Source organism: Mesorhizobium sp. P160927, assembly GCF_057766385.1.
Genome location: NZ_JBYMDW010000001.1, coordinates 3,867,776 through 3,894,174 on the forward strand (window position 1 = coordinate 3,867,776; position 26,399 = coordinate 3,894,174).

The 26,399-nt window shown below is 62.3% G+C and carries 23 protein-coding genes; 11 read left to right on the forward strand and 12 right to left on the reverse strand.

Annotated elements, in window-relative coordinates; translation table 11 throughout:
• Nucleotides 1-5 precede the first annotated feature (5 nt).
• The 4 genes from accB to AC3CB8_RS18855 all read right to left on the reverse strand — a co-directional run bounded on the left by accB (nt 6) and on the right by AC3CB8_RS18855 (nt 3,369).
• Nucleotides 6-458, reverse strand: coding sequence for an acetyl-CoA carboxylase biotin carboxyl carrier protein (gene accB, locus AC3CB8_RS18840; RefSeq protein ID WP_023773087.1), 453 nt, complete (start codon nt 456-458; stop codon nt 6-8).
• A gap of 26 nt (nt 459-484) precedes the next feature.
• On the reverse strand, nt 485-919 hold the full coding sequence (gene aroQ / locus AC3CB8_RS18845; protein WP_023773086.1) for a type II 3-dehydroquinate dehydratase: 435 nt from the start codon (nt 917-919) through the stop codon (nt 485-487).
• A gap of 146 nt (nt 920-1,065) precedes the next feature.
• The gene (locus AC3CB8_RS18850; protein ID WP_488377335.1) at nt 1,066-1,905 is read right to left on the reverse strand and encodes a DsbA family protein; all 840 of its coding nucleotides are present in this window, start codon (nt 1,903-1,905) and stop codon (nt 1,066-1,068) included.
• Nucleotides 1,906-1,974: 69 nt separating this feature from the next.
• The gene (locus tag AC3CB8_RS18855; RefSeq protein ID WP_352563165.1) at nt 1,975-3,369 is read right to left on the reverse strand and encodes a M48 family metalloprotease; all 1,395 of its coding nucleotides are present in this window, start codon (nt 3,367-3,369) and stop codon (nt 1,975-1,977) included.
• A gap of 149 nt (nt 3,370-3,518) precedes the next feature.
• Between AC3CB8_RS18855 and AC3CB8_RS18860 the strand changes: the two genes are divergently transcribed.
• Both AC3CB8_RS18860 and AC3CB8_RS18865 read left to right on the forward strand, forming a co-directional pair.
• Nucleotides 3,519-4,667 carry a pyridoxal phosphate-dependent aminotransferase gene (locus tag AC3CB8_RS18860; RefSeq protein ID WP_352726491.1) on the forward strand — a complete coding sequence of 383 codons (1,149 nt, stop codon included), beginning with the start codon at nt 3,519-3,521 and terminating at the stop codon, nt 4,665-4,667.
• Nucleotides 4,668-4,671: 4 nt separating this feature from the next.
• A complete protein-coding gene (locus AC3CB8_RS18865) occupies nt 4,672-5,619 on the forward strand; it encodes a glutaminase (RefSeq protein WP_031241230.1) in 948 nt (315 codons plus the stop codon).
• A 94-nt stretch (nt 5,620-5,713) separates the two neighbouring features.
• Here AC3CB8_RS18865 and AC3CB8_RS18870 read toward each other — a convergent pair whose 3' ends face one another.
• On the reverse strand, nt 5,714-8,668 hold the full coding sequence (locus AC3CB8_RS18870; protein ID WP_352563167.1) for an Rne/Rng family ribonuclease: 2,955 nt from the start codon (nt 8,666-8,668) through the stop codon (nt 5,714-5,716).
• Between the two features lie 649 nt (nt 8,669-9,317).
• Here AC3CB8_RS18870 and AC3CB8_RS18875 point away from each other — a divergent pair.
• From AC3CB8_RS18875 to AC3CB8_RS18905, 7 genes are all read left to right on the forward strand, one after another.
• Nucleotides 9,318-10,595 carry an N-acetylmuramoyl-L-alanine amidase gene (locus AC3CB8_RS18875; RefSeq protein WP_023795136.1) on the forward strand — a complete coding sequence of 426 codons (1,278 nt, stop codon included), beginning with the start codon at nt 9,318-9,320 and terminating at the stop codon, nt 10,593-10,595.
• 213 nt (nt 10,596-10,808) lie between these two features.
• Nucleotides 10,809-13,253, forward strand: a complete 2,445-nt coding sequence (locus tag AC3CB8_RS18880) for a penicillin-binding protein 1A (RefSeq protein WP_023773079.1) — start codon at nt 10,809-10,811, stop codon at nt 13,251-13,253.
• Between the two features lie 123 nt (nt 13,254-13,376).
• A protein-coding gene (prfB, locus tag AC3CB8_RS18885; protein WP_015318029.1) for a peptide chain release factor 2 occupies nt 13,377-14,508 on the forward strand; the annotation gives its coding sequence in 2 pieces (ribosomal slippage) (nt 13,377-13,442 and nt 13,444-14,508; 1,131 coding nt in all).
• 591 nt (nt 14,509-15,099) lie between these two features.
• Nucleotides 15,100-15,468 carry a hypothetical protein gene (locus AC3CB8_RS18890; RefSeq protein ID WP_023773077.1) on the forward strand — a complete coding sequence of 123 codons (369 nt, stop codon included), beginning with the start codon at nt 15,100-15,102 and terminating at the stop codon, nt 15,466-15,468.
• Nucleotides 15,469-15,583: 115 nt separating this feature from the next.
• Nucleotides 15,584-15,952: a GFA family protein gene (locus AC3CB8_RS18895; RefSeq protein WP_023773076.1), complete on the forward strand. Its 369-nt coding sequence runs from the start codon at nt 15,584-15,586 to the stop codon at nt 15,950-15,952.
• Between the two features lie 133 nt (nt 15,953-16,085).
• Entirely contained in the window at nt 16,086-16,736 is a 651-nt protein-coding gene (locus tag AC3CB8_RS18900) for a YiaD family glycine zipper/OmpA-like lipoprotein (protein WP_488377336.1), read from the forward strand.
• Nucleotides 16,737-16,992: 256 nt separating this feature from the next.
• Entirely contained in the window at nt 16,993-17,598 is a 606-nt protein-coding gene (locus AC3CB8_RS18905; protein WP_023773074.1) for a hypothetical protein, read from the forward strand.
• 145 nt (nt 17,599-17,743) lie between these two features.
• Here the strand turns inward: AC3CB8_RS18905 and AC3CB8_RS18910 are convergent, their stop codons facing one another.
• Both AC3CB8_RS18910 and AC3CB8_RS18915 read right to left on the reverse strand, forming a co-directional pair.
• Nucleotides 17,744-19,327 carry a DEAD/DEAH box helicase gene (locus AC3CB8_RS18910; protein ID WP_031241235.1) on the reverse strand — a complete coding sequence of 528 codons (1,584 nt, stop codon included), beginning with the start codon at nt 19,325-19,327 and terminating at the stop codon, nt 17,744-17,746.
• Nucleotides 19,328-19,519: 192 nt separating this feature from the next.
• On the reverse strand, nt 19,520-20,293 hold the full coding sequence (locus tag AC3CB8_RS18915) for an NAD kinase (RefSeq protein WP_488377337.1): 774 nt from the start codon (nt 20,291-20,293) through the stop codon (nt 19,520-19,522).
• 357 nt (nt 20,294-20,650) lie between these two features.
• On the opposite strand from AC3CB8_RS18915, the gene AC3CB8_RS18920 reads away from it, so the two are divergent.
• Nucleotides 20,651-20,818 (forward strand): hypothetical protein, encoded by a 168-nt coding sequence (locus AC3CB8_RS18920; protein WP_245273899.1) that lies wholly within the window; start codon nt 20,651-20,653, stop codon nt 20,816-20,818.
• A gap of 183 nt (nt 20,819-21,001) precedes the next feature.
• On the opposite strand, the gene AC3CB8_RS18925 is transcribed toward AC3CB8_RS18920, so the two are convergent.
• From AC3CB8_RS18925 to AC3CB8_RS18945, 5 genes are read right to left on the reverse strand one after another with little or no spacing between them, the layout of a single operon-like run.
• A complete protein-coding gene (locus AC3CB8_RS18925) occupies nt 21,002-21,802 on the reverse strand; it encodes an MBL fold metallo-hydrolase (protein ID WP_352563168.1) in 801 nt (266 codons plus the stop codon).
• Between the two features lie 2 nt (nt 21,803-21,804).
• A complete protein-coding gene (locus tag AC3CB8_RS18930; RefSeq protein WP_352563169.1) occupies nt 21,805-22,869 on the reverse strand; it encodes an ABC transporter ATP-binding protein in 1,065 nt (354 codons plus the stop codon).
• Nucleotides 22,866-23,648, reverse strand: coding sequence for an ABC transporter permease (locus AC3CB8_RS18935; RefSeq protein ID WP_352563170.1), 783 nt, complete (start codon nt 23,646-23,648; stop codon nt 22,866-22,868). Before AC3CB8_RS18935 ends, AC3CB8_RS18930 begins: the two co-directional genes overlap by 4 nt.
• A gap of 2 nt (nt 23,649-23,650) precedes the next feature.
• The gene (locus AC3CB8_RS18940) at nt 23,651-24,511 is read right to left on the reverse strand and encodes an ABC transporter permease (RefSeq protein ID WP_352552260.1); all 861 of its coding nucleotides are present in this window, start codon (nt 24,509-24,511) and stop codon (nt 23,651-23,653) included.
• 12 nt (nt 24,512-24,523) lie between these two features.
• Nucleotides 24,524-25,609, reverse strand: a complete 1,086-nt coding sequence (locus AC3CB8_RS18945; RefSeq protein ID WP_352563171.1) for a polyamine ABC transporter substrate-binding protein — start codon at nt 25,607-25,609, stop codon at nt 24,524-24,526.
• A 90-nt stretch (nt 25,610-25,699) separates the two neighbouring features.
• On the opposite strand from AC3CB8_RS18945, the gene AC3CB8_RS18950 reads away from it, so the two are divergent.
• Nucleotides 25,700-26,314: a TetR/AcrR family transcriptional regulator gene (locus AC3CB8_RS18950; protein WP_352726488.1), complete on the forward strand. Its 615-nt coding sequence runs from the start codon at nt 25,700-25,702 to the stop codon at nt 26,312-26,314.
• Nucleotides 26,315-26,399: the final 85 nt, after the last annotated feature.

The following is a 26,399-nucleotide window of genomic DNA, read 5'->3' on the forward strand; positions in this document are numbered from 1 at the left end:
CCGCTCTACTCGATCACGACGAGCGGCATGCCGTATTCCACCGGCGTCGCGTCCTCGAACAGGATCGCCGTCACCGTGCCGGCGCGCGGCGAGGGGATCTGGTTCATCGTCTTCATCGCCTCGATGATCAGCAGCGTCTGGCCTTCCTTGATCTTCTGGCCGACCTCGATGAACGGCTTTGCGTCCGGCGACGGCGCCAGATAGGCGGTGCCGACCATTGGCGAGGTCACCGCGTTTTTCGACACGTCGACCGCCGCCGGCGCGGCCGCGGGCTGGGTTGCCGTTGGTGCATAGGCGGGCTGCGGGGCCGCGATCGCGTGAACGGCGGGCGCCTGTCGCGACACCCGTACCTTCAGGTCGCCGAGTTCAACCTCGATTTCTGTCAGGTTGGTGTCGTTCAGTATGCCCGCCAGATCGCGGATCAGTTGCTGGTCAACACCGGTCTTCTTTATCGACATTTTCGAGCCTTCTGTTTGTTGGCCGGTCATAGGCGTGCGGCCAGCGCTTGCAGCGCCAGCGTGTAGCCGAGCGGCCCAAAGCCACAGATCATGCCGACAGCGACCGGCGCGACCATGGAGACGTGGCGGAACGGTTCCCGCGCGTGGATGTTGGAAAGGTGAACTTCGGCGACCGGCAATGGCGCGACCGAACGGATGGCGTCGTGGATCGCGATCGAGGTATGGCTATAGGCGCCTGGGTTGATGACGATTCCGGCGGCTTTGTCGCCGGCCTCCTGGATCCAGTCGACAAGATCGCCTTCATGGTTCGACTGACGGAAATCGATCTCGATCCCAAGCGACGCGCCTGCCTGCTTGCAGTCCTCGGCGATCGCGGCAAGCGTCTTGCCGCCATAGATGCCCGGCTCGCGCTTGCCGAGCGCGTTGAGATTGGGACCGTTCAGGACGAATACCGTTTTCAAAAAGAGCCGACCTTTTCCGGCACCGGCGTCAAGCCGGCGCGCTGGGCCTCTATACCGGGCATAGTCGCCCGCGGAAAGAGCGCAAGTGCGTTCTTTCACTGTCCACAACAGGCCGAAATGCGCCCGTGAAGAAAACCGCTTGCCGCTCAAAGCGCGGCTTTCGCCGCCTCGATCTTTTCGGCAAGCACTTCTTGCCCGAGCGCCCCGAACACGACCTCGTTGCCGACGACGTAGGACGGGGTTCCGGTGATCTGCAGTTTGTTGGCAAGATCGTAAGTTTTGGTGAAGGCCTCGGTGATCGATGGGTCCTTCATCTTCTCGTGCAATGTCGCCTCGTCGGCGCCGAGCGAAAGCGCGATCTTGATCGCGGTTGCCTCGGTGGCGCGCCCCTGGCCGCCGAGCAGGGCATTGTGGAACTCGCCGTATTTCTCCGGCATCATCAGGTGAAACGCCATCGAGACGACGCTCGCCTTCTGCGAATCCGGACCGAGGATCGGAAATTCCTTGAGCACGAAACGCAGGTCCGGATCGGACTTGGTAAGCGCCCGCATGTCCTCGATGGCGCGTTTGCAGAAGCCGCAATTGTAGTCGTAGAACTCGACGATGGTGACCTTGCCGTTCGGGTTGCCGACGACGCCGTCGAAGGTGGAATTGAAAATCTGGTCCTTGGCGTTCTTGATGACGCCCAATGCCGCGAGCCGCTGTTCCTCCTTCTGCTTGGCCTCGAGCGCGTCCTGCACTTCCAGCAGCACCTCCGGATTCTTCAGGAGATAGTCGCGGATGATTTCCTCGACCTCGGTGCGGTCGATTTTGGTGTCGGCCGCAACTGTCTGGATAGGCTGAGCCGCCTGGACAGGCTGCGCCGTCTGGACAGCCTGTGCCGTTCCGGCCTTCGCAACCTGCGGACTGCCGGCCACGAAACCGAAAGCCAGCATGCCAAGGGCGACCGCAACCCCCGTGGTGCCCAGCAGCAGTGCCTTTTTCATCGTTGTCGTTCCTTCTGCCTATTTTCCGGTTTGGCTGTGTCGCAGCACGCGGCCGGAAGGTTCATGAGATTACTGGCTCTTGCCTGACGATTTGTAGTTTATGATGTCCTGGGCGCGTATCCAGCGCGGCTCGCCGCGCTTCATCTGCTGTTGCGCCCGCATGGCGAAGATCTTCGCATCCTTGTAGTTGCCGGAATAGAAATGGCCTTCGGCGGTGGCAAGCTCCGCGCCCGGTATGTCTCCCAGCTCCCCGTAAGCCTGCGCCAGATAACGATAGCCGGTGGAGTTTTCCTTGTCGCGGCCCAGGCCATCGTTGATCCGCACGACAGCTTGCTTGAGCGAGTCGGGCGTGCCGACCGCCATCAGCGCCTGGCCAAGCGAGACAGGCAGCAGGCCGGACCGTGCCGGGTCGAGGCTGACCGCTTTGGAATAAGCGTCGGCCGCATCCGCGGGCTTGTTGGCTTTCATCAGAATATCGCCGCGCAGCTCCTGCAAGTAGGCATTCCTGGGCTGCGCCTTGATCAGGGCGTTGGTCTTGGTGAGTGCCGCGGCGATGTTGCCGTAGAGATAGGCCGACTGGGCATCGCCATACAGCGCCGCCATGCTGCCCCGCATCTTTTGCATCAGCCGCGTCGCGGCGGCCTGGCCTTCCATGTAGACGGCAATCTTCACCCGCATCATGTCGTGGCGCTGCTGCAGTGCCGGCGCGTCGATCTTGTCGACGTTGGGGCTCTGTTTGACCAGCACCTCGAGGTTGGCGATGCGGTCCTGCGGCATCGGGTGGCTGATCCGGTAGGGATCGACCTGCGCCCCCGACAGCGACAGCGCGGTCTGGAAGCGATGAAAGGTCTTCAGCATGCCCATGCCGGACTGGCCGGTGGCATTGAGATAAGTGATGGCCGAGCGGTCGGCCGTGATTTCCTCGGTGCGCTGATAGGCGAGGATGCTGCGCTGCGCCATCTCGCCGCCGCCGGCCGCCACGCCCATGCCGGCGCCGGCAAGGCCGCGGCTGTTCGTGGTCGCACCGGCAACGATCGCACCGGCACCGAGCAAGGTGGCGATGATGGCCATGGTCTTGGCGCGTTCGAGCTGGTCGCGCAGTTTCTGCTGGTGGCCGCCGGCGATATGCCCGGCTTCGTGTGCGATGACGCCGATGATTTCGTTCGGCGTCTCAGCCGTCATCAACGCGCCGGTATTGATGAACAGCCGGCGCCCGGTGACGAAGGCGTTGAAGCTGGAATCGTTGACCAGCACGATGTCGATGCCGTCATTCGCCAGCCCGGCGGCCCTGAAGATCGGCCGTGCATAATCGCGCACGAGGGCTTCGATCTCGGCGTCGCGGACCACTGGCACGCCTTGGGCGAAGGCGGTCTGCGAACCGGCAACCGCGACCGCGGCGGCAAGCGAAACCGTCGCGAAGACACGCGCTGCCTGGGCAATCGTCGATCTGGGTCGGCTCAACATGATGTGTCCACTGGTAGACGAGCGGGCGAAAGATGAAAAGTCGGCGCCTGAAAAACTTCCTCAACTTGTGATCCTCACATCAATCGGGCATTTGTGCGGCGCATGCGTCAGGACCTGGCGCGCTCAATCCTCGGGACAGGGGTAAAAAAATGGTCGTTTCGCTCTCCCATCGCGGCAATGTCGAGCCGTTCCACGCCATGGATGTGCTGGCCGAAGCGAACCGGCTGAGGGCTCAGGGCGTGCCGGTGATTTCCATGGCGGTCGGCCAGCCATCCGATCCAGCGCCCGTACGGGTTCGCGCCGCCGCCGCCAAGGCGCTGGAGAATGGACGCATAGGCTATACCGACACCTTGGGTCTGGCCCCGCTGCGCAAGGCGATCGCCGGGCATTACGCGGATCATTATGGCCTCGATGTCGACCCCGGCCGGATCGCGGTGACCACCGGATCGTCGGCGGCCTTCAATCTCGCCTACCTGGCGATGTTCGACCCGGGCGACCGGGTCGCCATCGCCGCGCCCGGCTACCCCGCCTATCGCAACATCATGGCGGCCCTTGGCATCGACGTGGTCGAAATCGAACTCGGCGACGCGGCTTATCTGCACGCAGGACATCTGGACGCCGCGCATCGCGAGGCGCCGCTGAAGGGCGTGCTGTTTGCAAGTCCGGCCAATCCGACGGGCGCCGTCATCCCAACCGACGAGCTGGCGACGCTGATCACCACGGCGGAATCGCTCGGCATCGCCGTCATTTCCGATGAGATCTACCATCGGCTGGCCTATGGAGCCCCCGACACCACGGCACTCGCCTTCAGCGACAGCGTGACGGTGATCAACTCCTTCTCGAAATACTACTGCATGACCGGCTGGCGCATCGGCTGGATGGTTTTGCCGGAAGAACTCGTGCGGCCGGTCGAGCGCGTCGCCCAGAGCCTCTACATCTCGCCACCGGAGCTGTCGCAGATCGCCGCGATCGAGGCTTTTGCCGCAACCGAGGAATTGGAGGCGGTGAAGGCACGCTATGCCTGGAATCGCGAGCTCTTGATGAAGCGTTTGCCGGAGCTGGGTTTTCCCCTGGCGGCGCCCATGGATGGCGCCTTCTATGCCTTTTGCGATGTCGCCCGGCACAGCAACGACAGCATGGTCTTCGCCCGCAGGATGCTGGCCGAGGCGCATGTGGCCGCGACACCCGGCCGCGACTTCGACACTCGGGCGGGGCATCGCACGATGCGGTTTTCCTACGCCGGCAGCCACGACGACATGGTAGAGGCGATGGCGCGCATCGAAAGCTGGTTGAGGTAGCGTCATGCCGGAAGTCGAACAGGCCCCCAAACTTGATCAAGCATTGGCGGAAGTCGCGGCGGAAATGGCTGAACGCACCGATCGCGGCGATGTCGCGACCTATATTCCCCAGCTGGGCAAGATCGACCCTAAGAAATTCGGCATCGCGGCCGTCACCAATGATGGCCGCACGCTCGTAGCCGGCGATGCCGAGCAGGCGTTTTCGATCCAGAGCATCTCGAAGGTGTTCACCCTGACGTTGGCGCTCGGCAATGTGGGCGACGCGCTGTGGAAGCGGGTGGGGCGCGAGCCCTCAGGCAACCCGTTCAACTCGATTGTCCAGCTCGAGCATGAGAACGGCATTCCGCGCAATCCGTTCATCAACGCCGGTGCCATCGTCATTTCCGACATCCTGCTTGCCGGCCACCAGCCACGCGAGGCGATCGGCGAGATACTGCGCTTCATCCAGTTCCTCGCCGACGACGAGACGATCATCATCGACCGCGAGGTCGCGGCTTCCGAACGTGCCACTGGCTACCGCAACTTCGCGCTCGCCAACTATATGAAATCCTTCGGCAATCTCTATCATGCGCCGGAACTGGCGCTGGGCGTCTACTTCCACCATTGCGCCATCGCCATGAGCTGCCGGCAATTGGCGATGGCCGGCCGCTACCTCGCCAATGGCGGCAAGAACCCGGCAACCGGGCATTCCGTGGTGTCGTCGGAGCGGGCGCGGCGCATCGGCGCCATGATGCTGACCTGCGGCCACTATGACGGCTCTGGCGATTTTGCTTTCCGCGTCGGCATCCCCGGCAAGAGCGGCGTCGGCGGCGGCATATTGGGCATCGTGCCGGGTGTCGCCTCGCTCGCCGTCTGGTCGCCTGGCCTCAACGCCAACGGCAATTCCAAGCTGGGTTCGATCGCGCTGGAAAAGCTCGCCAGGATGATGAACTGGTCGATCTTCGCGCCTTAGAAACGTGACCTGCCGATAAGAAAAATCCCGCGCCGTTCATTTCGATCGGCGCGGGATTCTTTTGTCAGAGAATCAATTCAACGGTTTGAAAAGCTTAGAAAAAGCCTTTCCGCTGCCACCAGCCGGCACGCTTCGGCTTTTCTTCGGTCTTGACTTCAGGCTCATCGGCGACGGTCGAGGAAACCACCGGTGCGACAGGCGTATCAGCGGCTGCCGCCTTGCGGCGCGATGGCCGGGCCTTCGGCGTCTCCTCGGTGGCCGCTGCCTCGTCCGATGCCGCGGCTGGCGTTTCGGCGGGTGCCTGCACGGCCAGTTCCGCGGTCGGCTCCTCGGCGACGGCTTCGGCCGCCGCCTTCTTCGGCTTGGCTGCGCGACGCGGCTTCTTGGGCTTCTCGGTGCTTGGCACCTCGCCGCTCACGGTAGCCGCGGGTTGTTCGACGGCGGCGGCAGCCACCGGCTCGATCGACACAGGCTCGCTTAGCGAAGCGTCAGCCTCGGCGGGCTCGGTGGTTTCGCCGGCTTCCGCCTCGGTCTCGCCTTCACCGTCTTCGCGACGGTTACGCTTGCCGCCGCGCTTGCCGCGCCGACGCTTCTTGCCCTGGCCATCGTCGGACGCTTCCGCCGTTTCGACGGTCTCGGCTGCGGCGACCGCAGCCTCGTCGTCTGCCTCGGCATCGCCATGGTCCGCCGCGTTTTCCCGCGCGGAGAAACCGTCATCGGATGTGGAAAGGGAAGCGCCGTCCGTCGGGGCGCCATGCTCGCGATCGCGGTCCTTGCCGCCACGCCGCCTGCGGCGCTTGCGGCGCTTGCGATCGCGGCCTTCGCCGTCCTCGCCGGATTTGGCCTGCTGATGCTGCGGCTGCTGAGCGTGGCGCGGCTGTTCGGCCTGGGCCGGCGCCTCGTCTTCCTCCTCGGCGACGACGATCTCGTCCTCCGGTTCTTCCGGCTCGACATAGGCCGGCAGGCTGCGCACCTCGACGAAACCTTCCGGCTTTTCGGCCAGCGCGCCGCGGAAGATCGCGTAGTGCTGGGCACCGACCGCATCGTCTGCCTCGATGGTGATCGTCAGGCCGAAGCGGCTTTCCAGTTCCACCAGCGTGCCGCGCTTGTGGTTGAGTACGTAGAGCGCGGTCGCGGCCGGCGTGCGCACCGTGATGTGGCTTCTCGAATCCTTGAGCAGGAACTCCTCGATCGCCCGGACCACCATCAGCGCCACCGACGAATCGGACCTGACATGGCCGGTACCGCCGCAATGCGGGCACGGCTTCATGGTCGATTCCAGCACGCTGGCGCGGATGCGCTGGCGCGACATCTCCATCAGGCCGAAATGCGAGATGCGGCCGACCTGGATGCGAGCACGATCGTTTTTGAGGTGATCCTTCAGCCGCTTCTCGACAGAGCGGTTGTTGCGGTTCTCCTCCATGTCGATGAAGTCGATCACGATCAGGCCGGCGAGGTCGCGCAGCCTGAGCTGGCGGGCGACTTCCTCGGCCGCTTCCAGATTGGTGTGGAGCGCGGTGTCCTCGATCGAGTGCTCCTTGGTGGAACGGCCCGAATTGACGTCGATGGCGACCAGCGCTTCGGTCTGGTTGATGATGATGTAGCCGCCGCTCTTCAGCGTCACTTGCGGCTGCAGCATGCGGTCGAGCTGCGCCTCGATGCCGTTGCGCACGAAAATCGGCGTCGTGTCTCGGAACGGCTGAACCACCTTGGCGTGGCTCGGCATCAGCATGCGCATGAAATCCTTGGCCTCGCGATAGCCCTCATCGCCGGAGACGAGAATCTCGTCGATGTCCTTGTTGTAGAGGTCGCGCACCGAGCGCTTGATCAGGCTGCCTTCCTCATAGACGAGGGCAGGGGCCGTGGACTGGAGCGTGAGATTGCGCACGTTCTCCCACAGCCGCATCAGATATTCGTAGTCGCGCTTGATCTCGGCCTTGGTGCGGCTCTCGCCCGCGGTTCGCAGGATGACCCCCATGCCTTGCGGCACTTCGAGATCGGCAACGACCTCCTTGAGGCGCTTGCGGTCGACCGCACTGGTGATCTTGCGCGAAATGCCGCCGCCGCGCGCAGTGTTCGGCATCAGAACGGAATAGCGGCCGGCGAGCGACAGATATGTGGTGAGCGCCGCGCCCTTGTTGCCGCGCTCTTCCTTGACGACCTGCACCAGCAGGATCTGCCGGCGCTTGATCACTTCCTGGATCTTGTACTGGCGGCGCACCGGCTTGCGGCGGTTGCGCACTTCCTCGAGCGCGTCCTCGGCGCCGACCGATTCGATCTCATGATCGTCTGGATGGGAAGAGGATACTTCCTCGAGCATGCCGCGATCATTGTCGGTGGAGGTGGCTTCGCTTCCCTGTTCCGCCTGCGGGATGGGCTCGGAAATCACATCGCCTTCGACGGAGGCGGCGATCGACTTGGGGGGGGCGTCGTTGGTCTCGCTTTTATCCTGTTCGGAAGAAACCTCGTCCTGTTCGGATGCGTCGGCGTAATCCGAGGCGTCGGATGCGTGTTCCGAGGTCCCGGAAAAGTCGGCCATGTTCTCGGCGACAACATCCGGGCCGTTGTCATCCGGGCCATTGTCGTTGTTCTCGTCTGCCTCGCCGGCGACTTCGCTTGCCTCGCCGGATTCGGCCGTGCCGGCATCGCGCCTGTTTTCACCACGGTCGCGGGGCTTGCCGCCGCGCCGGCGACCGCGCCGTCCACGATCCCGGCTCTGGCGATCGTCGCCTTCGCTGTCCTCGTTCTCTTCGTCCTCGGCCTCCTGCGCTTCCGCGCGCAGCAGTGCCTGACGGTCGGCGACCGGAATCTGGTAGTAATCGGGGTGTATTTCACTGAAGGCGAGAAAACCGTGACGGTTGCCGCCATATTCGACAAAGGCTGCCTGAAGGGAGGGTTCGACGCGCGTTACACGGGCGAGATAGATATTTCCTTTGAGCTGCTTCTTGTCCTGGGATTCAAAGTCGAATTCTTCGATACGGTTACCGCGTACGACGACTACGCGTGTTTCCTCCGGGTGGGAGGCGTCTATCAGCATTTTGTTGGGCATTATTTCGTTTCCTCCCGGCAGCCGCCAGCCGCAGCTTGCAAGGCAAAGCCCGCTGCTGCGTTTCTGGTGTGTGGGTGCCGGATGTCTGAATGTCCGCCGGACGCTGCCTGCGTGTCATGGCGGTGCCGCCCGCAGCCATATTGGCGCGGTTTGATGCGGACCTTTCCATGATTGCGCTTGAAGCCATCGTCACCAGCAGAACCTTTTGAACCAAAGCCCGGAAACCGGACCAGCTTGTTTGCTCATACAGAGCCGGCGCGGGAATAAACCCGGCCGTTTTCCTCACGCAGGCGATTCCCCCGCCACGGGAGCACACCTGCGAAATTCGTCGCAATCACCTGAAGCCTTTTCGCGTGAAGCGAAAGGAGCCGCCTTTCATCTGACCCTGTAGCAGGAAGCTGCGGAGGAGGGCGGTTCCAGGATTGCAGTGATCCACCATCGCTTTTATGATTTGGCGGGTTGGAAGGCAACCCCGATTTCCGATGCCGGCAAAAAGCAGTTCCGTAGCGTAAGCCTGGCCCCGTCCTTGCGTGAAAAGGCTTGGTTAACCTTCTCTGGATACCAATCGTTAATCGAGCTCGCGGCCTAACCGGCATGTTGACGAAACGAACCGGCGCCTGGCGCCAAACCGGGAGCGACTGGAAGAAAGATGGGACTGGCGGACTTCACAGACAAGGGATGTCGTGTTGGCGGCCAGGTTCTCCGTGCCTTCTGTCTCCTGCTGCTGGTGGTGATTTCCCAGGTCTTTTTCCCTGTAGCCTTTTTCCCTGTTGCCAATGCCGCCGACGCTCCGCTCGTGGCCAAGGGCTACAAAATGGCCGGCGATGCCACCAAGATGCGCATCGTCATGGATTTCGATCGCGAGCCTGACATCAGATGGTTCCTGCTGCGCGGACCCAATCGCCTTGTCATCGATCTTGCAAACACCCGATTTGCCATCGATGCCAAGGATCTGAAGCCGCGTGGCCTGGTCAAGGGCGTGCGGCTCGGCGAACTCGGCGAGGGCGTCTCGCGACTGATCCTCACCGGCAAGGGGCCGTTCGCCGTCGACAAGCTCGATGTGCTCAAGAACGAGGACGGAACCGGCTACCGCCTTGCCGTCGACATGTCGGCGGCCTCCGAACGTGAGTTCGACGCCGCTCTTGCCAATCAGGCGCTGACGACCGGTTCCACGGTTTCGACCGACAAGGGCGGCCGGGTCGGAACCGGGCCTGTCTCCAATCCGGGCCACCGATTCACCGTCGTCATCGACCCCGGCCACGGCGGCATAGACGGCGGTGCCGAAGGCTTGAACGGCACTATCGAGAAGAACGTCACACTGGCCTTTGCCACGGAGCTGCGCGACAAACTCGCGGCCGCCGGCCGATACGATGTCTTCATGACCCGGGATACCGACGAATATCTGCGCCTGGACGACCGCGTCCGCATTGCCCGCCAGCATGAGGCCGATCTGCTGATTTCGATTCATGCCGATACGATCAGCGTCAAGGGCATCCGCGGCGCCACGGTCTACACCGTCTCCGACAAGGCCTCCGATCCGGAAGCGCAGGCGCTAGCCGACCGTGAAAACCTGTCCGACCAGTTCGCCGGCATGGTCATCAAGAACGACAACAAGGAAGTGACCGATATCCTGATCGATCTGATCCGGCGCGAGACGCACACCTTCTCGATGAGTTTTGCCCACACATTGGTTGGCCAGCTGTCGACCAGTGTCGGCCTTATAAACAATCCCCAGCGTTCGGCCGGGTTCAAGGTGCTGAAGGCCCCCGACGTGCCGTCCGTGCTGGTCGAGCTCGGCTATCTCTCCAATGCCAAGGACGAGGCGCAACTGCTTGACGCCGAATGGCGCGGCAAGGCAGCGCAAAGCATCACCAATGCCGTGGCATTGTTCGCTTCCGCGCGTGCCGGGGCTGGAACCGGAGGTTGACTATGCCCGGCGGCGCCTGCAACCAGAGGCGGCGTTGCGCGATGACAACACCCCGCGCTTTTATTTCGGGCTTGCGGCTGCGAAATCAGGCCTTGCCGTATTTTGTCCACATGGTGGCGACATGGGTTTCGATTACGGGTTGGGACCGGCTCGAAAGCTTGCGTGAAAGGCGGCTTCGTTTAGGAAATTCCCGAACCAAGGACTGGAGCGGGTATGATTCGTCTCATTGGCTATTTCTTCGGCATAGGCACGACGCTGGCCCTCCTGGCCGCGGCGGGCGTTGCCCTCTACATCGGCCATGTAGCGAAGGATCTGCCTGACTACGAAGTGCTGGCAAAGTACGAGCCTCCGGTGACCACCCGGATCCATGCCTCGGACGGCGCGCTGATGGCCGAGTACGCGCGGGAACGGCGCCTGTATTTGCCGATCCAGGCTATCCCGGATCGCGTCAAGGCTGCCTTCCTGTCGGCTGAGGACAAGAACTTCTACAGCCACCCCGGTGTCGACATAACGGGGTTGGGCAGAGCGGTTATCACTTACGTTTCGGGTGGCCCCATGCAGGGCGGCTCGACGATCACCCAACAGGTTGCCAAGAACTTCCTGCTCACCAACGAGCGTTCCCTGGAACGCAAGGTCAAGGAGGCCATCCTCTCGTTCCGCATCGAACAGGCCTATTCCAAGGATCGTATCCTCGAGCTCTATCTCAACGAGATTTTCTTTGGCTTCAACGCCTATGGCGTTGCCGGTGCGGCACTGACCTACTTCGATAAATCGGTAAACGAGCTGACCGTGGCCGAGGCCGCTTATCTGGCATCGCTCCCGAAAGGTCCGGCCAACTACAATCCCTTCAAGCATGCCGACCGAGCAATCGAACGGCGAAACTGGGTGATCGGCCAGATGGTCGAGAACGGTTACGTGACGCCTGAAGAGGGCGCAAAGGCGAAGGCCGAGCCGCTTGGCGTTGCTCCGCGCCGCAGCGGCTCCTACCTTTTCGCCGGCGAGTATTTCACGGAAGAGGTTCGTCGGCAAATCATCGCCCGCTATGGCGAGAACGCGCTGTATGAGGGCGGGCTGTCGATTCGCACCACTCTTGACCCGAAGGTCCAGCTCATTGCCCGCAAGGCGATGCAGAATGGATTGATGAAATACGATACTTTGCGTGGCTATCGCGGGCCGGTGAAGACGGTCGACGTGTCCGGCGACTGGGGTGTGCCGCTGGGCGCCGTCAAGGGCCTGGAAGACGTTCCCGAGTGGTCGCTGGCCGTCGTGCTCGACAGTTCGGCGTCCGGGCTGTCGATCGGCTTGCAGCCCGCACGCCAGGCGTCGGGCGACATCGTGAAGGAACGCGTCGAAGGCACCGTCAGTAAGGAGGACATGGGCTTTGCCATGCGCCATGTGGTCGACGGCAAAACAGTCAAGGCCAAGTCGCCGGCCGACGTGCTGAAGCCAGGCGACGTCATCTTCGTCCAGAAGAACGACGGCTCCGACAATACGTACAGCTTGCGGCAGGTTCCCGAGGTGGAAGGCGGCCTGATCGCGATGGATCCGCATACAGGCCGTGTGCTCGCCATGGTCGGCGGCTTCTCCTATTCGCAGTCGGAATTCAACCGCGCCACCCAGGCGATGCGCCAGCCGGGTTCGTCATTCAAGCCCATCGTCTATTCGGCCGCACTCGACAATGGCTATACACCGGCCTCGGTGATCATGGACGGACCGATCACCATCCAGAGCGGCAACACCACCTGGACGCCGAAGAACTATGACGGCACCGTCGCCGGGCCGGCAACGCTCCGCTCCGGCATCGAGAAGTCGCGCAACCTGATGACGGTGCGGCTTGCCAACGACATGGGCATGAAGCTGGTCGTCGAATATGCCGAGCGCTTCGGGGTCTATGATCATCTGGCGCCATATCTGCCGATGGCGCTGGGTTCGGGCGAGACGACCGTCATGCGCATGGTTTCGGCCTATTCGATCATGGCCAATGGCGGCAAGTCGATCAAACCGTCGCTGATCGACCGTATCCAGGACCGCTACGGCAAGACCGTGTTCAAGCAGGACGAGCGTGGCTGCGAAGGCTGCAACGCTCCTGAATGGAAAAACCAGCCCGAGCCGGAACTGGTCGACAATTCCGAGCAGGTGCTCGATCCGATGACCGCCTACCAGATCACCTCGATGATGGAAGGCGTCGTCCAGCGCGGCACCGGCGCCACAATCGGGGAACTTGGCCGCCACATAGCCGGCAAGACCGGCACCACCAACGACGAGAAGGACGCATGGTTCATCGGCTATACGCCGAACCTCGTGGTTGGGCTTTACATGGGCTATGACACGCCGCGCGGCCTCGGCCACGGCGCCACCGGCGGCGGTCTTGCCGCCCCGATCTTCAAGGACTTCATGCGTGTGGCGCTCGACGGCACGCCCAATGTCGACTTCAAGGTGCCTGACGGCATGAACCTGATCGCCATCAACCGCAAGACCGGCATGCGCTCCTCCTCGGGCGATGCGGGCACCATCATCGAGGCTTTCAAGCCGGGTACCGGCCCCGCTGACAGCTACTGGGTGATCGGCATGGGTGCTGATGGCTCCAACGCCTCGGGCGGCGCGCTGTCGCCGCAGGCCAACCAGGCCATCCAGGACGGCGGCGGCGGCCTTTACTGACGAATCCACGCGTCCAGTTGGGCCAGCCTCCGGCTGGCCCATTTCGCTTTACACATGGCGGCACCGTCCCTATGTATCGCGCCGACCGAAGCGTCATTCAGCAACAGGACAAAACATCAGGCCATGCGCGCGGAAACGCAGAATATCGTCGACGAGATCAGGCAGGCGATAACCCTGCTGAGGAGGCATCTTTGACTGGGATCAGGCCATAAAGCGGCTTGAATACCTGAACGTGCGTGCCGAGGACGCCAGTCTCTGGAACGAACCGCTGGAAGCGCAGAAGCTGATGCGCGAGCGCCAGGGGCTCGAGGAAGGCATCGCGGCGGTCAAGGGCCTGACCCAGGCGCTGGAAGACAATATCGGTCTCATCGAGCTCGGCGAGGAAGAGGGCGACGAAGGCGTCGTCGCCGAAGCCGAAGCCGCGATCCGTTCGATGCAGGGCGAGGCCAAGGCCCGACAGGTGGAAACGCTGCTCTCGGGCGAAGCGGACGCCAACGATACCTATCTCGAAATCCATGCCGGCGCCGGCGGCACCGAGAGCCAGGATTGGGCCTCGATGCTGTTGCGCATGTACACGCGCTGGGCCGAGCGCCGCCGCTTCAAGGTCGAGGTGCTTGAAGTGCACGACGGCGAAGAGGCTGGCATCAAGTCCGCGACCTTGCTGATCAAGGGCCACAATGCCTATGGCTGGATGAAGACCGAATCCGGCGTCCACCGTCTGGTGCGCATCTCACCCTATGACAGCAATGCGCGCCGTCATACGTCCTTCTCCAGCGTCTGGGTCTATCCTGTGGTCGACGACAGGATAGAGATCGACGTCTCCGAATCCGACGTGCGCATCGATACCTATCGTTCATCGGGTTCCGGCGGCCAGCACGTCAACACCACCGATTCGGCCGTGCGCATCACCCACATCGCCACCGGCATCGCGGTCGCCTGTCAGGCCGAACGCTCGCAGCACAAGAACAAGGCCAAGGCCTGGGAAATGCTGCGCTCGCGCCTCTACGAGGAAGAGCTGAAGAAGCGCGAAGCGGTGGCCAACGCCACCGAGGCATCGAAGAGCGACATCGGCTGGGGCCACCAGATACGGTCCTACGTGCTGCAGCCCTATCAGCTGGTCAAGGATCTGCGCACCGGTGTCGAAAGCACCAGCCCGTCGAGCGTGCTCGACGGCGACCTCGACGACTTCATGGAAGCCTCGTTGTCGCAACGCATCGAGGGCGGCGCGGGCGAAGCGGTGGCGGACCTGGATTAGGCTGCTTGCGCGGGCAATGATCGCGAGCCCCGTCGCAAAAGCGGACGTATTATCGTGCGGCGCCCAGTGTTGGCCTCAAGTGCTAGCCGGTGCGGCGCGCCAAGTTCGCGGTGATCGCAAGGGTCCGGATTCGCTTTTGCTCTGGTGCGGGAAGGGGGCTTTTCTTGCTCCAAGGCGGGCGCGGCGAGTGTTCGCCGTTCGGCCGGCTGCCCATGGCTTCGTCGGCTGCATGGCGGCTGATCCTCCTTTGCGGGCGATCGTCGGAACTGTCGCGGTCAATCAAGAGCATGTGATTGGATTTGACCGGCTGGAACTAGTCCGGGACCAATCCCGTTGTTTGCATGCCCCGCCTGCCGGGAACTTACCTGGCTTGAATCTCGTCAGCGGTAGCAGTGTGCTTATGGCGTGCGCCCCTATCTGGGCGCAGCGGCTTCTTGCGCCGACCAAGGAATCAGCCCAGCATCCAAATGCTGGGAGACAAAAAGCATTTATGGCCGGACGCGGCATATCTGCGACTGATGATCCGGCCACTGGGAAGACACGTTCCGGGAACGGGCAGGCGAAAAGCTTGACGCTCGAAAGGAACGTCCCATGTCTGCTGCCACGCCCAGATCGGCCCGAGCCGTTCAACCGGTCGGCCGACTTATGTTTTCTCTGTTTGCCGTCGCGATGTTCGCGCCTGCGGCCTTTGCTCATGATGCCAAGCCCACGGAGGCAAAGCCGCAGGGTTGGAGTTATCCGTTCGCCTGCTGCGCCAACTATGACTGTCGTGCCACGCATACCGGCGAAGTGCTGGAGAAGCCCGAGGGCTATGTGATTGCCGGCACCGGCGAAGTCGTTCCGATGACGGACAAGCGCATCAAGGACAGCCCTGACGGCGAATTTCACTGGTGCGCGCATCAGGCCGGTCTCGATGCCGGCAAGACGATATGTCTGTTCGTGCCGCCGCGCTCATTTTGAGCCGCGCCGACTGTTGAAGTGCATTGGCGCAAAAGCCTGCTGACGGCCAGTTGTCAGGATCGCTTCTTTATGGTGCCTTGCCGCTTGGGCGGCGGACAATGGAGAGGTGATATTCATGGCCATCAAGGGAAGCTGCCACTGCAAGGCGACGATGTTCGAGATGTCGGAAGCGCCGCAGACGGTGACGCAATGTACCTGTTCGTTCTGCTCGAAACGCGGCTCGCTTTGGGCCTACTATACCCCATCGCAGTTCAAGCTCGTCACGCCGCTGAAGAATGTTTCCTTTTATCAGTGGGGCTCAAAAACCGTAAAGCATGGTTTTTGCGCAACCTGCGGCTGCGGCACCTTCACTGAAACGCCGGACTGGTCGACCGGCGAGCCGGATTTCGACAATCCGAAGATCAGCGTCAACGCGCGGCTGTTCGATGACTTCGATCTCGACAAGGTCGAAGTGGTGGTCATTGACGGCAAGAATCTCTGGTAGCCACACCAGGCGGCCAACTGGATAATTGGCAGGCGCTTTTCCCGTTCCGTTTTTCGCCGCATTTCATGGTACAAGTCGCGGCAAGGGCTGATTTGGCGCCATCGTAAGGCGTGACTTGGAGAGGGACCATCCTATGAAGAAGACCGTGCTCGTCGTTATGGCGACGGCTCTGCTCGTGACCGCGTGCACCACCACCGACCCGTATACGGGCGACCAGAAGATTTCCAACACGGCGGCGGGCGCGGGCCTCGGCGCTCTGGCCGGTGCCAGCCTTGGTCTGCTTGCCGGCGGCAATGACCGCCGCAATGCCTTGATCGGCGCCGGCATCGGCGCGCTGGCCGGCGGCGCCATCGGCGCCACGATGGACCAGAACGAGGCCGAACTGCGCCGGCAGCTCGAGGGCAGCGGCGTCAGCGTCACCCGCAGCGGCGACCAGATCATCCTCAACATGCCGTCCGACATCACCTTCAACACCGACCAGGACGCGGTGAAGCCCGGCTTCTACCAGGTGCTGAATTCGGTGGCGCTGGTGCTGAAGAAGTTCAAGCAGACCACGGTCGACGTTTTCGGCCACACCAATTCGACCGGTGGCGACCAGCACAATTTCGACCTGTCGCAGCGCCGTGCACTGGCGGTCGCCAATTATCTCTCCGGCCAGGGCGTCGATCAGCGCCGCTTCGCCGTCACCGGATTTGGCAAGACAAGGCCCGTCGCCTCCAATGCCACGGCCGAGGGCCGGGCCCAGAACCGACGCGTCGAGATCCAGCTTTCGCCGCTCACCTAAAGCTGAATTGTGCTTGTGACGCGAAAACGGCCTCCAATGGGGGCCGTTTTCGTCCAGGCGTATATTGGCGTTCCCAGTCTCGTGACAGCAGTGAAATAAAATTAGCAAGATCTAATAAGTTCTTTTCCGAAGCCGTGGAAAGGATTAGCATTGCCGCGTTCCAAAGGGGATGGGGCGGTTTAATCGGCCGCGCAATCGACGTCTTTGCCGCCGCCTCGCTCTTGCACGGCCAGATCATGAAATCTGGGAGGAATGCATGACAAGAACAGCCAGCCTTGGGCGCTGCGGCGTCCTCGCTTTAACAGGTGTTGTAGGTGCATGGTTGGGCCTCGCCACGGCTCATGCCGAGGACGCCAACAAGGCCGACATCGACGCGTTGAAAAAATCGCTCGCCAAATATCAGGACTACACCGCCGCCGTCCGCGATCTCTATCTCTCGACGGTCGGCTGCGTCTACTACAGCGGAGAAAAGATACCCGGCTCCATGGACTATCCGAAAGGCGCCATGGGCATCCATTTCGTCAACGTTCCAAGCGTCGGCCAGAAACTGGACCCGATGAAGCCCAACGTCCTGATCTACGAGCCGACCAAGAAAGGCCTGAAGTTGGTCGGCGTGGAATGGCTGGTGCCGCTAACCCCGGACATCAAGGCGCCGCCGAAGCTATTTGGTCAAACCTTCATGGGCCCGATGGAAGGACACTACCCGCTCATCCCGAAGGAGTTCGTCCACTACGATCTTCATGCCTGGCTCGATGACAACCCGAACGGCATGTTCAGTCCGACGAACCCGAAGGTGAAATGCAACAGGGCCGAGTTTCCTATGCTGGAAAAACCGACCAAGATGATGCCCGGGCCGATGTGAACTGGAGCGGACCAGCGCTCGCCTGAATCGCCCCACGTCTTCGTTTCCGCAATTCGCGACGAAGAGCGCTATGCGCCTTTTCCTCGAATGCTTTCGGCTGCAGGGCAAAGGAAGGCAAGCCGGCCAGGCGCCTTGCTGGCTGGAATCAGACCTTGGCGACGATGCGCATGAAGGCCGGCATGTCGTCGCCGAAGCCGACTGTGGCGTCGTTGTCTTCCTGATGGTGGCGGGCAGGGCGGCTGTTGCTGCGCTGCGGCCTGGTGTCACCGCGCTCAGGGGCGCGCGGCTCATTGCGGTCTGACGATTTGCGATCGGTGTTTTCCGAGCGGATTGCATCCTTGCGCGCGCGCCGTTCGACGACATCGGCCGTCTCCGCTACATCGGGCTGCTCCTGCGGTTGAGCAGCCACGGCCGAGGCATCTTCCTCGCTGTGTCCGCCGCGACGCTCGCCGCCCTTCTTGCGCCCGCCTCTGTCGTTGCGGTCCTCGTCCTTGCGGCCGGCGCGGCGCGGCGCGCCTTTGCCGCGGCGCGGAGCATCGTCCTCGCCTTCGCTGGCAACCACCGTCGACAGGTCGCCGTCATGCCACTCGATCTTGGTCCCGATCAGCCGTTCGATGGCGTCGATATATTTGGTGTCGGACTTGGTCGCGATGGTGAAGGACTTGCCCGAGCGTCCGGCACGGCCGGTGCGGCCGATGCGGTGGACATAGTCCTCTGCATGGATCGGCACGTCGTAGTTGAAGACATGGCTGACATCGGGAATGTCGAGGCCGCGCGCGGCGACATCCGAGGCGACGAGATAGCGCAGCTTGCCGTCACGGAAATTGGCCAGCATCTGCATGCGCGCGCGCTGATCCATGTCGCCATGCAGCGCACCGGCATCGAAATCATATTTCAGCAGCGAGCGGAACAGCTCCGAAACCTCGATCTTGCGGTTGCAGAAGATGATCGCGTTCTTCAGCTCCGCATCCTCGGCTTTGATCAGGTTTCGCAGCGTTTCACGCTTGTCCCAAGGCTTTGAGCCCGATTTGACCAACCGCTGGATGATGTTGGTGGCCGCCGAAGCGGCCTTGGAGACCTCGACGCGCACCGGCGCATGCAGGAATTTTTCCGTCAGCTTGGTGATCTCTGGCGGCATGGTCGCCGAGAAGAACAGCGTCTGCCGGGTGAACGGGATCATCTCGCAGATCCGCTCGATATCGGGAATGAAACCCATGTCGAGCATGCGGTCCGCCTCGTCGATGACGAGGATCTCGACACCGTTGAGCAGCAGCTTGCCGCGCTCGCGGTGGTCGAGCAGACGGCCAGGCGTAGCGATCAGCACATCGGCGCCGCGCTCCAGCTTTTTGTCCTGTTCGTCGAACGACACCCCGCCGATCAGCAGCGCGATGTTGAGCTTGTGGTTCTTGCCGTATTTGACGAAGTTTTCCTCGACCTGCGCGGCAAGCTCACGCGTCGGCTCCAGGATCAGCGTGCGTGGCATGCGGGCGCGGGCACGGCCTTTTTCCAGCCGGGTCAGCATCGGCAGCACGAAGGACGCGGTCTTGCCGGTGCCGGTCTGGGCAATGCCCAGCACGTCCTTTCCGAGCAAGGCGTGCGGGATCGCACCAGCCTGGATCGGCGTCGGCTGGAGATAGCCGGCATCGGTGACTGCGGAAAGCACCTTCGGCGACAGGCCGAGGTCTGAAAAGGTCAACGCTTCTTGAGCGATCGTCGTGTCTGAGGACAAGTGTTGCTGTCTTTGGCTGGTTCGGGGAAGCGCAACGTCATTCGTCGCGGCAAGCGCCACGCGCCTGCAAGATTGGTATTGCGATTAGGCGCAAGCCCGCGATTTGTCAACAGAAACGGGCAGGATTGGCACGATTGTGAAGTTGTAACCTTAATCGCGATGCTCAATCCGGCCTCGTATCCCTGTGCCGGCTCAGTAACGGAACTGTTCGGCCAGGATGCGTTCGTTCCAGGAGTGGTTGGGATCGAACAGCAGAGTCGCGGTGGCCGTTGGCAATTCCCGCACCGTGACCGAGGTCACCGCCTTGACCTCCGTGTGGTCGGCGGCCGCGTTCACCGGCCGCTTTTCCGACTCCAGAATGTCGAAGCGCACGGTCGCCTTGTTGGAGAGCAATGCGCCGCGCCAGCGTCGCGGACGAAACGGGCTGACCGGCGTGAGAGCTAAAAGCGGCGCGTCGAGAGGCAGGATCGGGCCGTGGGCCGAAAGATTATACGCGGTCGATCCGGCCGGCGTCGCGATCATGACGCCGTCGCAGTTCAGTTCCTCCAGCCGTATCTGGTCATCGATGCTGATGCGGATCTTGGCCGTCTGATAGGATTGGCGCCACAGCGCGACTTCGTTGATCGCCAGTGCCGTGACGTGTTCGCCATCCGAGGTGGTCGCCAGCATCTCCAGCGGGCGGATCGTTTCGGCGACCGCGGCAGCGATGCGCTCGGTGAGTCCTCCGGACCGGTACTCATTCATCAGGAAGCCGATGGTGCCACGGTTCATGCCGTAGACCTTTTTTCCCGTACCCATCGTGTCGCGCAAGGTTTGCAGCAGAAAGCCGTCGCCGCCCAGCGCCACCACGACGGTCGCCTCGGCGACCGAACATTGGCCGTAGCGTGCCGACAGGCTGTCCAGCGCCGCCTTGGCGTCTGTTGTGTCGGACGAGACGAAGGCAATGCTGCTGGTGGCTGTGCTCATGGTTCCCCGATCGCGACCAATTGGCGCCGGCAGGTTCTGGCGCGCCAGCGCCGGGGTAGCATGGGCAGGCAGGTCTGCAAAGAGAGCCTATGTCAGCCCATGAGGCGAGGGTGCGGCAGGGCCGCCGCACCAGCCGCTCGCGGTTGATGTCATGGCGCGAGCGAATGTGATGGTTAAGGCCGGGCTTAAGGTCTCGTAAAGCCGGATCGATCATGTTAGCCGGCATGGGTGGCGTGGGGCGCCCGCAGCATCACCTTGTCCTTTGGGACGCAATGGACGCTGCGGCAGTTCAGATTTGTGTGCGTGATCCCGCGGTTCCCGATGCCAGGGGATATGCGCCAGCCAGACGAGGCCGACATGTTGCCGGTAGCACGCCTGATCATCGTCTTTGTCATGCTGGGAAGCTTCGCGCTTGTCTTCGCCGAACTGGTGCGCCAGTCGGAAGAAATGAGCGCCAGGCCGATCCCCACGGCGTCACGTTGCGGCGATGCCGCCGGCATGCCTTGCCCGCAAAGGGCGCTGTAGGGCTTCGGATCTGAAATCCGATTCTGTTCCCTCCTCTCCTGGGAACGAGCATGCGCCGAATTGACCGGCGGCGTTCTGGAGTGGAAGACTTTCGCGTGCCGGACCGGGAGACCAGGCGTCCTGCTTTTTGATCAACGCAATCGGTTTTTTCGGCTCGGACATTGTCGGCCTGGGAGAGCGCTTTCAACCGCGCGGCGACGAGGAAGCGTGGTTGTCGGCGACGCTTCCGGCCTGCCGCAGATGGCAGCCGGCCTGTCGCTTCTGCGCCAGATATTCGTCGATCAGCTGGCGATAGCGCACTTTGCCGAAACTCGGGAAATGGCCGCCATGGACGACCGAGACGTCGAGATCGCGCATGGCGAGCAGCGTCGCCATGTAATCTGGTATGTCCGAGTGGTAGACATCGTCGATCAGCGGGCCATCATAGATGATGTCGCCGGACAGCAGGATGCCGGTCTTCTTCTCGTAGAGCGCAATGCCGCCCGGCGAATGGCCTGGCGTGTGGACGACCTCGAAAGCCCGGTCGCCGAGATCGATGATGTCGCCATGCGCGAGCATACGGTCGGTCGGCGCGGGCTGGATGCGATAGCGCGCCGTGTCCCAGCCCCGCGGCAAGCCATCGAACATCTCTTCTGTCGCATAGGTGCCGGCAGCGGTCCATTCGTTGCGCGGATCGGCCAGGATTGCCGCTTCGGCCGAATGCACGCAGCGATCGGAAAACTCATGGTGGCAGCCGATATGGTCGAAATGCGTGTGGCTGGCAACGCAAGTCAGCTTGCGTTCGCTCACCAGGGACACATGGGTGCGCAGGCTGAAATGACCGAGGCCGGTGTCCAACAGGAGATCGCGGTCGCGTCCGCGCACATGCCACATATTGCAGCGGAAGAACGGTTTTATCCATGGCTCGTGGATCAGCGTGATGCCGTCGGCCATGCGGATTGTTTCGTACCAGTCCGGTGCCTCGATGACCGCAAGCATACTCATGTTCAATCCGTCAGCACGATGATCTGGTCGGTATCACACGAAATCGCGACCCTGTCGCCCGCATGGACGATGGCGGTTGCCGGCAGCTTGGCGACAAACCGCAGGGAGGGCTCTTCGACGGAGGTCGCCAGCACGCGCTTGAAACTACCCTGGAAAACGACGTCGCTCACATCAGCCTTGCCGAGCTTCGTGCCAGCCGACACAGCGCCAAGCACAAGGTGCTCAGGGCGTATCGCCAGTGCGGCGGTAGACCCCAACGGCAAGGCACTGGCTAAGGAAACCGGTCCGACCGGTGTCGTGACGATGCTCGTCATGTCCATGGTCTCGATGACCGTGCCGGCAAGGATCGTGCTCTCGCCCATGAACGTTGCGGAAAAACGCGTCGCCGGCCTCGCATATACGCGCTCGGGCGGCCCCTCGTCCTCGATGCGGCCGTCATTCATCACCACGCAATGGTCGGCCAGCGCCATCGCTTCTTCCTGGTCATGAGTGACATGGATGAAGGCGGTGCCGACCCGCTTCTGGATCGCCTTCAATTCGTCCTGCATCTGGCGGCGCAGTTTCAGGTCGAGCGCACCGAGCGGCTCATCGAGCAGAAGCACCGCCGGCTCGATCACCAGCGCGCGCGCCAGGGCGACGCGCTGGCGCTGGCCACCGGAAAGCTGGTGCGGTTTCTTGTCGAAGGCGGTGGCGAGACCCACTAGGGTCAAGGCTTCGCGCGCTTTTGCCGCCCGCGTCGCGCCGTCGATACCTTGCATGCGCAGGCCGAAACCGACATTGCCGCCGACGCTCATATGCGGGAACAGCGCATAATCCTGGAACACTGTCGTCGTCGGGCGTTTGGCCGGCGGCACCGAGGTGCAGTCCTGACCGCGGATGAGAACCTTGCCTTCGCTCGGATTGACAAAACCACCGAGAATGGAGAGCAGCGTCGTCTTGCCGGAACCGGATGGTCCAAGCAGGATCGTATAGCTGCCGGCGGCTATCGTCAGCGAGACATTCTTCAGCACGGGATGTTGTCCGAAGCGGTGCGAGACGTCGCGGATATCGACCAGGGGCGCATTCATGCCGGCTTTCTCCGCAGCAAGGTCAGTTCGAAGAAAACCACCAGCACGATCGAGACGGCAAAGACCAGCGACCCGACCGCGTTGGTCTTGGGGTTGAGGCCGGAGCGCAGCAGGTTCCAGATCTCCACCGGCAGCGTGGTCTCGAAGCGCGTCAGCAGGAAGGATATCACGAACTCGTCCCAGGAGAAGGTCATCGACAGGAAGAAGCCGGCGAAAATGGCCGGCGCCATGACTGGCACGGTGATCAACAGCAGCACCTTCCATTCCGGCGCGCCGAGGTCGCGCGCGGCGCGCTCGATGTTGATCTGGTGGTCGCCCAACTGGCTGTAGATGATGGCGAAGCACAGCGGCAGGTTGATCACGACATGGCCGATGCCTGCGGCAAGCAGCGATTTCGGCACGCCGGCCCAGTTGAACAGCACCAGCAGCCCCATGCCGATGATGAGATAGCTGACGGTGAGCGGCAAGGTGATCAACCCACGCAGCAGGCCCGAGCCTGGCAGGACGAAGCGCGCGAACCCCCAGGCCGACAGGAAGCCGAGCACGACCGCTACAGCCGAGGAAAGCAGCGCGACCAGCAGCGAATTGACCAGCGCCGAGGTCAGCCGGCTATCGGAAAGAACCGCCTCGTACCAGCGCAGCGACGGGCCTGTGAACGGGGGAATGGGGAAGGACGTCGACTGGAGCGAGAACAGCACCAGCACGACGACCGGCAGGAAGATGAAGCCGTAGACGGCAAGCGCGTAAATCCAGGAAGCGATGCGGGCAATGCTGCGCATGATCAGGTCCGCTCGATCTTCAGCCAGCGGGCGCAGGCGAGGTAGGCGATGGTCACGACCGCCATCAGGATGATCGACAGCGCCGAGGCCAATGGAAAATCGCCGCGCCGGCCAATCTGCATCATCACCAACTGCGGCATCAGAAGCTCGTTGTTCCCACCGAGGATCTGCGGCGTGATGTAGTCGCCGATGCACAGCACGAAAGTGAGAAAAGCGCCGACCATGATGCCGGGCAAGGTCAATGGCAGGATGACATGCAGGAAGGTGCGCACGGGTCCGGCGCCGAGATCTGCGGCGGCCTTGCGGTAACTGGGGCTGAGCTGCTTCAGATTGGCGAAGATGGTCAGCGTCAAAAGCATGACGAAGAAATGCACGAAGCCGGTGACGGTGGCCAGGCGCGTATTGGCGAGCTGCAGCGGTTCGGAGACCATACCGATGCCAGTCAGCGCCCGGTTGATGACGCCGTTCCGCGCCAGCACCAGCAGCCAGGAGTAGGAGCGCACGACATAGGAGGTCCAGAACGGCAGCACGGCCAGCATCAGCGCCAGCCGCTGCCAGCGTTCAGGAACCTGTTCGGCCAGAATCCAGGCGAAGGGATAGGCAAGCAACACGGAAACCACGGTGACGATCGCCGTCACCTGCAGCGAGTTCACCATCGCCTGCCAGTAGGCGGGGTTGGTGAAGAATTGGCTGTAGTTGGACAGGGTGCCCCCGCCGCCCTCCTGCGCGGTGAAGCTCGAAAGCCCCATGGCGACGAAAGGCAGCACGAAGAAGAGAAGCGTCCAGCCGAGTGCCGGGGTGACCAGCGCCCAGGGAAGGGCAAGGCCTGTCCGCGCGCCCTCACTGTTTCCCGCAGCGCTCATCAGCGTATCGGCTCACTTGGCCTGCAGCATTTCGGTCCACATATCCTGCATCTTCTTGTCGAGGTCGGCATTCGGCGACGGATAGGCCTGCGCACGGGCGAGGAAGCCGGGCTGCTCGTCGAAACGCAGGACCTTTTTCTGGTCATCGGTCAATGCGGCCTTGGTGTTGGACGGCATGCCCCAGTAACACGACGAGGTGGCGAGCCGTGCCTGGCCTTCGGGGCTCAGTATGTACTGGATGAATTTCAGCGCCATGTCCTTGTTCTTGGAATCCTTGAACATGGCGAGCGACTGCGACCACAGCACCGCACCTTCTTTCGGAATGGAGAAGTCCAGCGCCGGGTTTTCCTTGGCCAGCCCCGCCGTCACCCATTCGCCGCCGCCGACCAATATGTCGACCTCGCCGGTCGCCAGCGCGGTCTGGCTGGCTGTGACTTCACCGACCAGCTTGGCATTGGCCTTCATCTTGAGCAGCTCTTCCTTGAGCGCGGGCAGGTCGGCATCGGTGAGATCGGCCGTCTTCTTGCCGATGGCCAATGCCGCCATGCCGATGACGGGGAGATAATAATCGTAGATGGCGACCTTGCCCTTGTATTTGTCGCCGGTCAGCGACGCCAAGGATTGCATGTCCGCCGGGTCGACCTTTGTCTTGTTGAAGCCGATCGTGTTGTAGCCGAATTTTTCGGTGATGCCGTAGCGCTTGCCGCCGACAACGGTCGAGCCGTCCATCTTCACCTGCGGGAAGAGGTCGGCGAACGGCAGCTTGTCTTCCGGCAGCGGCTCGAACAGGCCTTTCTCGACGCCGCGCGGCACGTCGATGCTATCGATCACCATCACATCCCAGTCGCCGGGCTGCGACTGCTCGACGATGGCCAGCCCAGCCCCGGTGCCTTCGAATTCCTTGACATTGACCTTGACGTTGTTGGCCTCCTCGAAAGGCTGCAGCAGCGCCGGATCGGAATGGTCGCACCAGATCAGCGCGTTGAGATCGGCGGCGTCGGCAAGGCTGCCCGCCGCAAGCAGCAATGCCGTGGCGGCGGACGCGGCGTACAGCTGGCGCTTCAGGATTGAAAGCGCATTCCTGGATTTGAGGGCCATCGAGTGTTCTCCTTGCCTTCGTGGCTTCTTGCAAAAAATTGAACCAATTCTAAAATTGAGTCAATTCTGTTTTCGTGGCAAGAGGCTGATATGAGCGGATTGCGGGCAAGGCAAAAGGCGGATCGTCACCGCCGCATCATCGAGTCGGCGGCGGCGCTTTTTCGCGAGGCCGGCTACGAGGGCGCCAAGATCGAGACGATCGCCGCGCAAGCCGAAGTCTCGATTGGCACCATCTACAATTACTACCAGAACAAAGGCGATATTCTCGGCGCCATCGTCTCGATGGAAGTCAACGAGGTGCTCAATGCCGGGCGCGGCGTGGTCGCCCGGCCGCCCGCCAATGTCGGCGACGCGCTGGACACGCTGATCGGCATCTATATCGAGCACTCGCTGAACTATCTCAGCAAGGAGATGTGGCGGCAGGCGATGGCGATATCGACGCAACTGCCCGACAGCCCGTTCGGCCAAACCTACAATGGCCTCGACCGCTCGCTTACCGAACAGATCCGCGCGCTGATCGCCCGGTTGCAGGAGATCGGCGTTGTGCGGCAGGATATCGACGGCACGGCGCTCGGCGAACTGATCTTCAACAACATGAACATGATGTTCATCGAATTCGTGAAGCGGGACGACGCCAGGATACCGGAGTTGAGGGCCGCGATACGGCGACAGAACCGGATATTGGTGGCGGCGATCGGAGTGTGAGGCGTCAGGAGTAGGCAGGAGAAGTCGTCGCTTCGGCATCGGACGGCGTCTTACGCGATGATTGCCCTTGAGTTGAATTTGAAAT

Bases quoted from the DNA above. Each gene is read 5' to 3' on its own strand.
- AC3CB8_RS18900 (WP_488377336.1), top strand. From the start codon at position 16,086: ATGAAGAAGACCGTGCTCGTCGTTATGGCGACGGCTCTGCTCGTGACC.
- AC3CB8_RS18890 (WP_023773077.1), top strand. From the start codon at position 15,100: ATGTCTGCTGCCACGCCCAGATCGGCCCGAGCCGTTCAACCGGTCGGC.
- AC3CB8_RS18865 (WP_031241230.1), top strand. From the start codon at position 4,672: ATGCCGGAAGTCGAACAGGCCCCCAAACTTGATCAAGCATTGGCGGAA.
- AC3CB8_RS18950 (WP_352726488.1), top strand. From the start codon at position 25,700: ATGAGCGGATTGCGGGCAAGGCAAAAGGCGGATCGTCACCGCCGCATC.
- AC3CB8_RS18880 (WP_023773079.1), top strand. From the start codon at position 10,809: ATGATTCGTCTCATTGGCTATTTCTTCGGCATAGGCACGACGCTGGCC.
- AC3CB8_RS18850 (WP_488377335.1), bottom strand. From the start codon at position 1,905: ATGAAAAAGGCACTGCTGCTGGGCACCACGGGGGTTGCGGTCGCCCTT.
- AC3CB8_RS18855 (WP_352563165.1), bottom strand. From the start codon at position 3,369: ATGTTGAGCCGACCCAGATCGACGATTGCCCAGGCAGCGCGTGTCTTC.
- AC3CB8_RS18915 (WP_488377337.1), bottom strand. From the start codon at position 20,293: ATGAGCACAGCCACCAGCAGCATTGCCTTCGTCTCGTCCGACACAACA.
- accB (WP_023773087.1), bottom strand. From the start codon at position 458: ATGTCGATAAAGAAGACCGGTGTTGACCAGCAACTGATCCGCGATCTG.
- AC3CB8_RS18940 (WP_352552260.1), bottom strand. From the start codon at position 24,511: ATGAGCGCTGCGGGAAACAGTGAGGGCGCGCGGACAGGCCTTGCCCTT.
- AC3CB8_RS18870 (WP_352563167.1), bottom strand. From the start codon at position 8,668: ATGCCCAACAAAATGCTGATAGACGCCTCCCACCCGGAGGAAACACGC.
- AC3CB8_RS18920 (WP_245273899.1), top strand. From the start codon at position 20,651: ATGTTGCCGGTAGCACGCCTGATCATCGTCTTTGTCATGCTGGGAAGC.
- AC3CB8_RS18895 (WP_023773076.1), top strand. From the start codon at position 15,584: ATGGCCATCAAGGGAAGCTGCCACTGCAAGGCGACGATGTTCGAGATG.
- AC3CB8_RS18935 (WP_352563170.1), bottom strand. From the start codon at position 23,648: ATGCGCAGCATTGCCCGCATCGCTTCCTGGATTTACGCGCTTGCCGTC.
- AC3CB8_RS18945 (WP_352563171.1), bottom strand. From the start codon at position 25,609: ATGGCCCTCAAATCCAGGAATGCGCTTTCAATCCTGAAGCGCCAGCTG.
- AC3CB8_RS18860 (WP_352726491.1), top strand. From the start codon at position 3,519: ATGGTCGTTTCGCTCTCCCATCGCGGCAATGTCGAGCCGTTCCACGCC.
- AC3CB8_RS18930 (WP_352563169.1), bottom strand. From the start codon at position 22,869: ATGAATGCGCCCCTGGTCGATATCCGCGACGTCTCGCACCGCTTCGGA.
- AC3CB8_RS18875 (WP_023795136.1), top strand. From the start codon at position 9,318: ATGGGACTGGCGGACTTCACAGACAAGGGATGTCGTGTTGGCGGCCAG.
- AC3CB8_RS18905 (WP_023773074.1), top strand. From the start codon at position 16,993: ATGACAAGAACAGCCAGCCTTGGGCGCTGCGGCGTCCTCGCTTTAACA.
- AC3CB8_RS18925 (WP_352563168.1), bottom strand. From the start codon at position 21,802: ATGAGTATGCTTGCGGTCATCGAGGCACCGGACTGGTACGAAACAATC.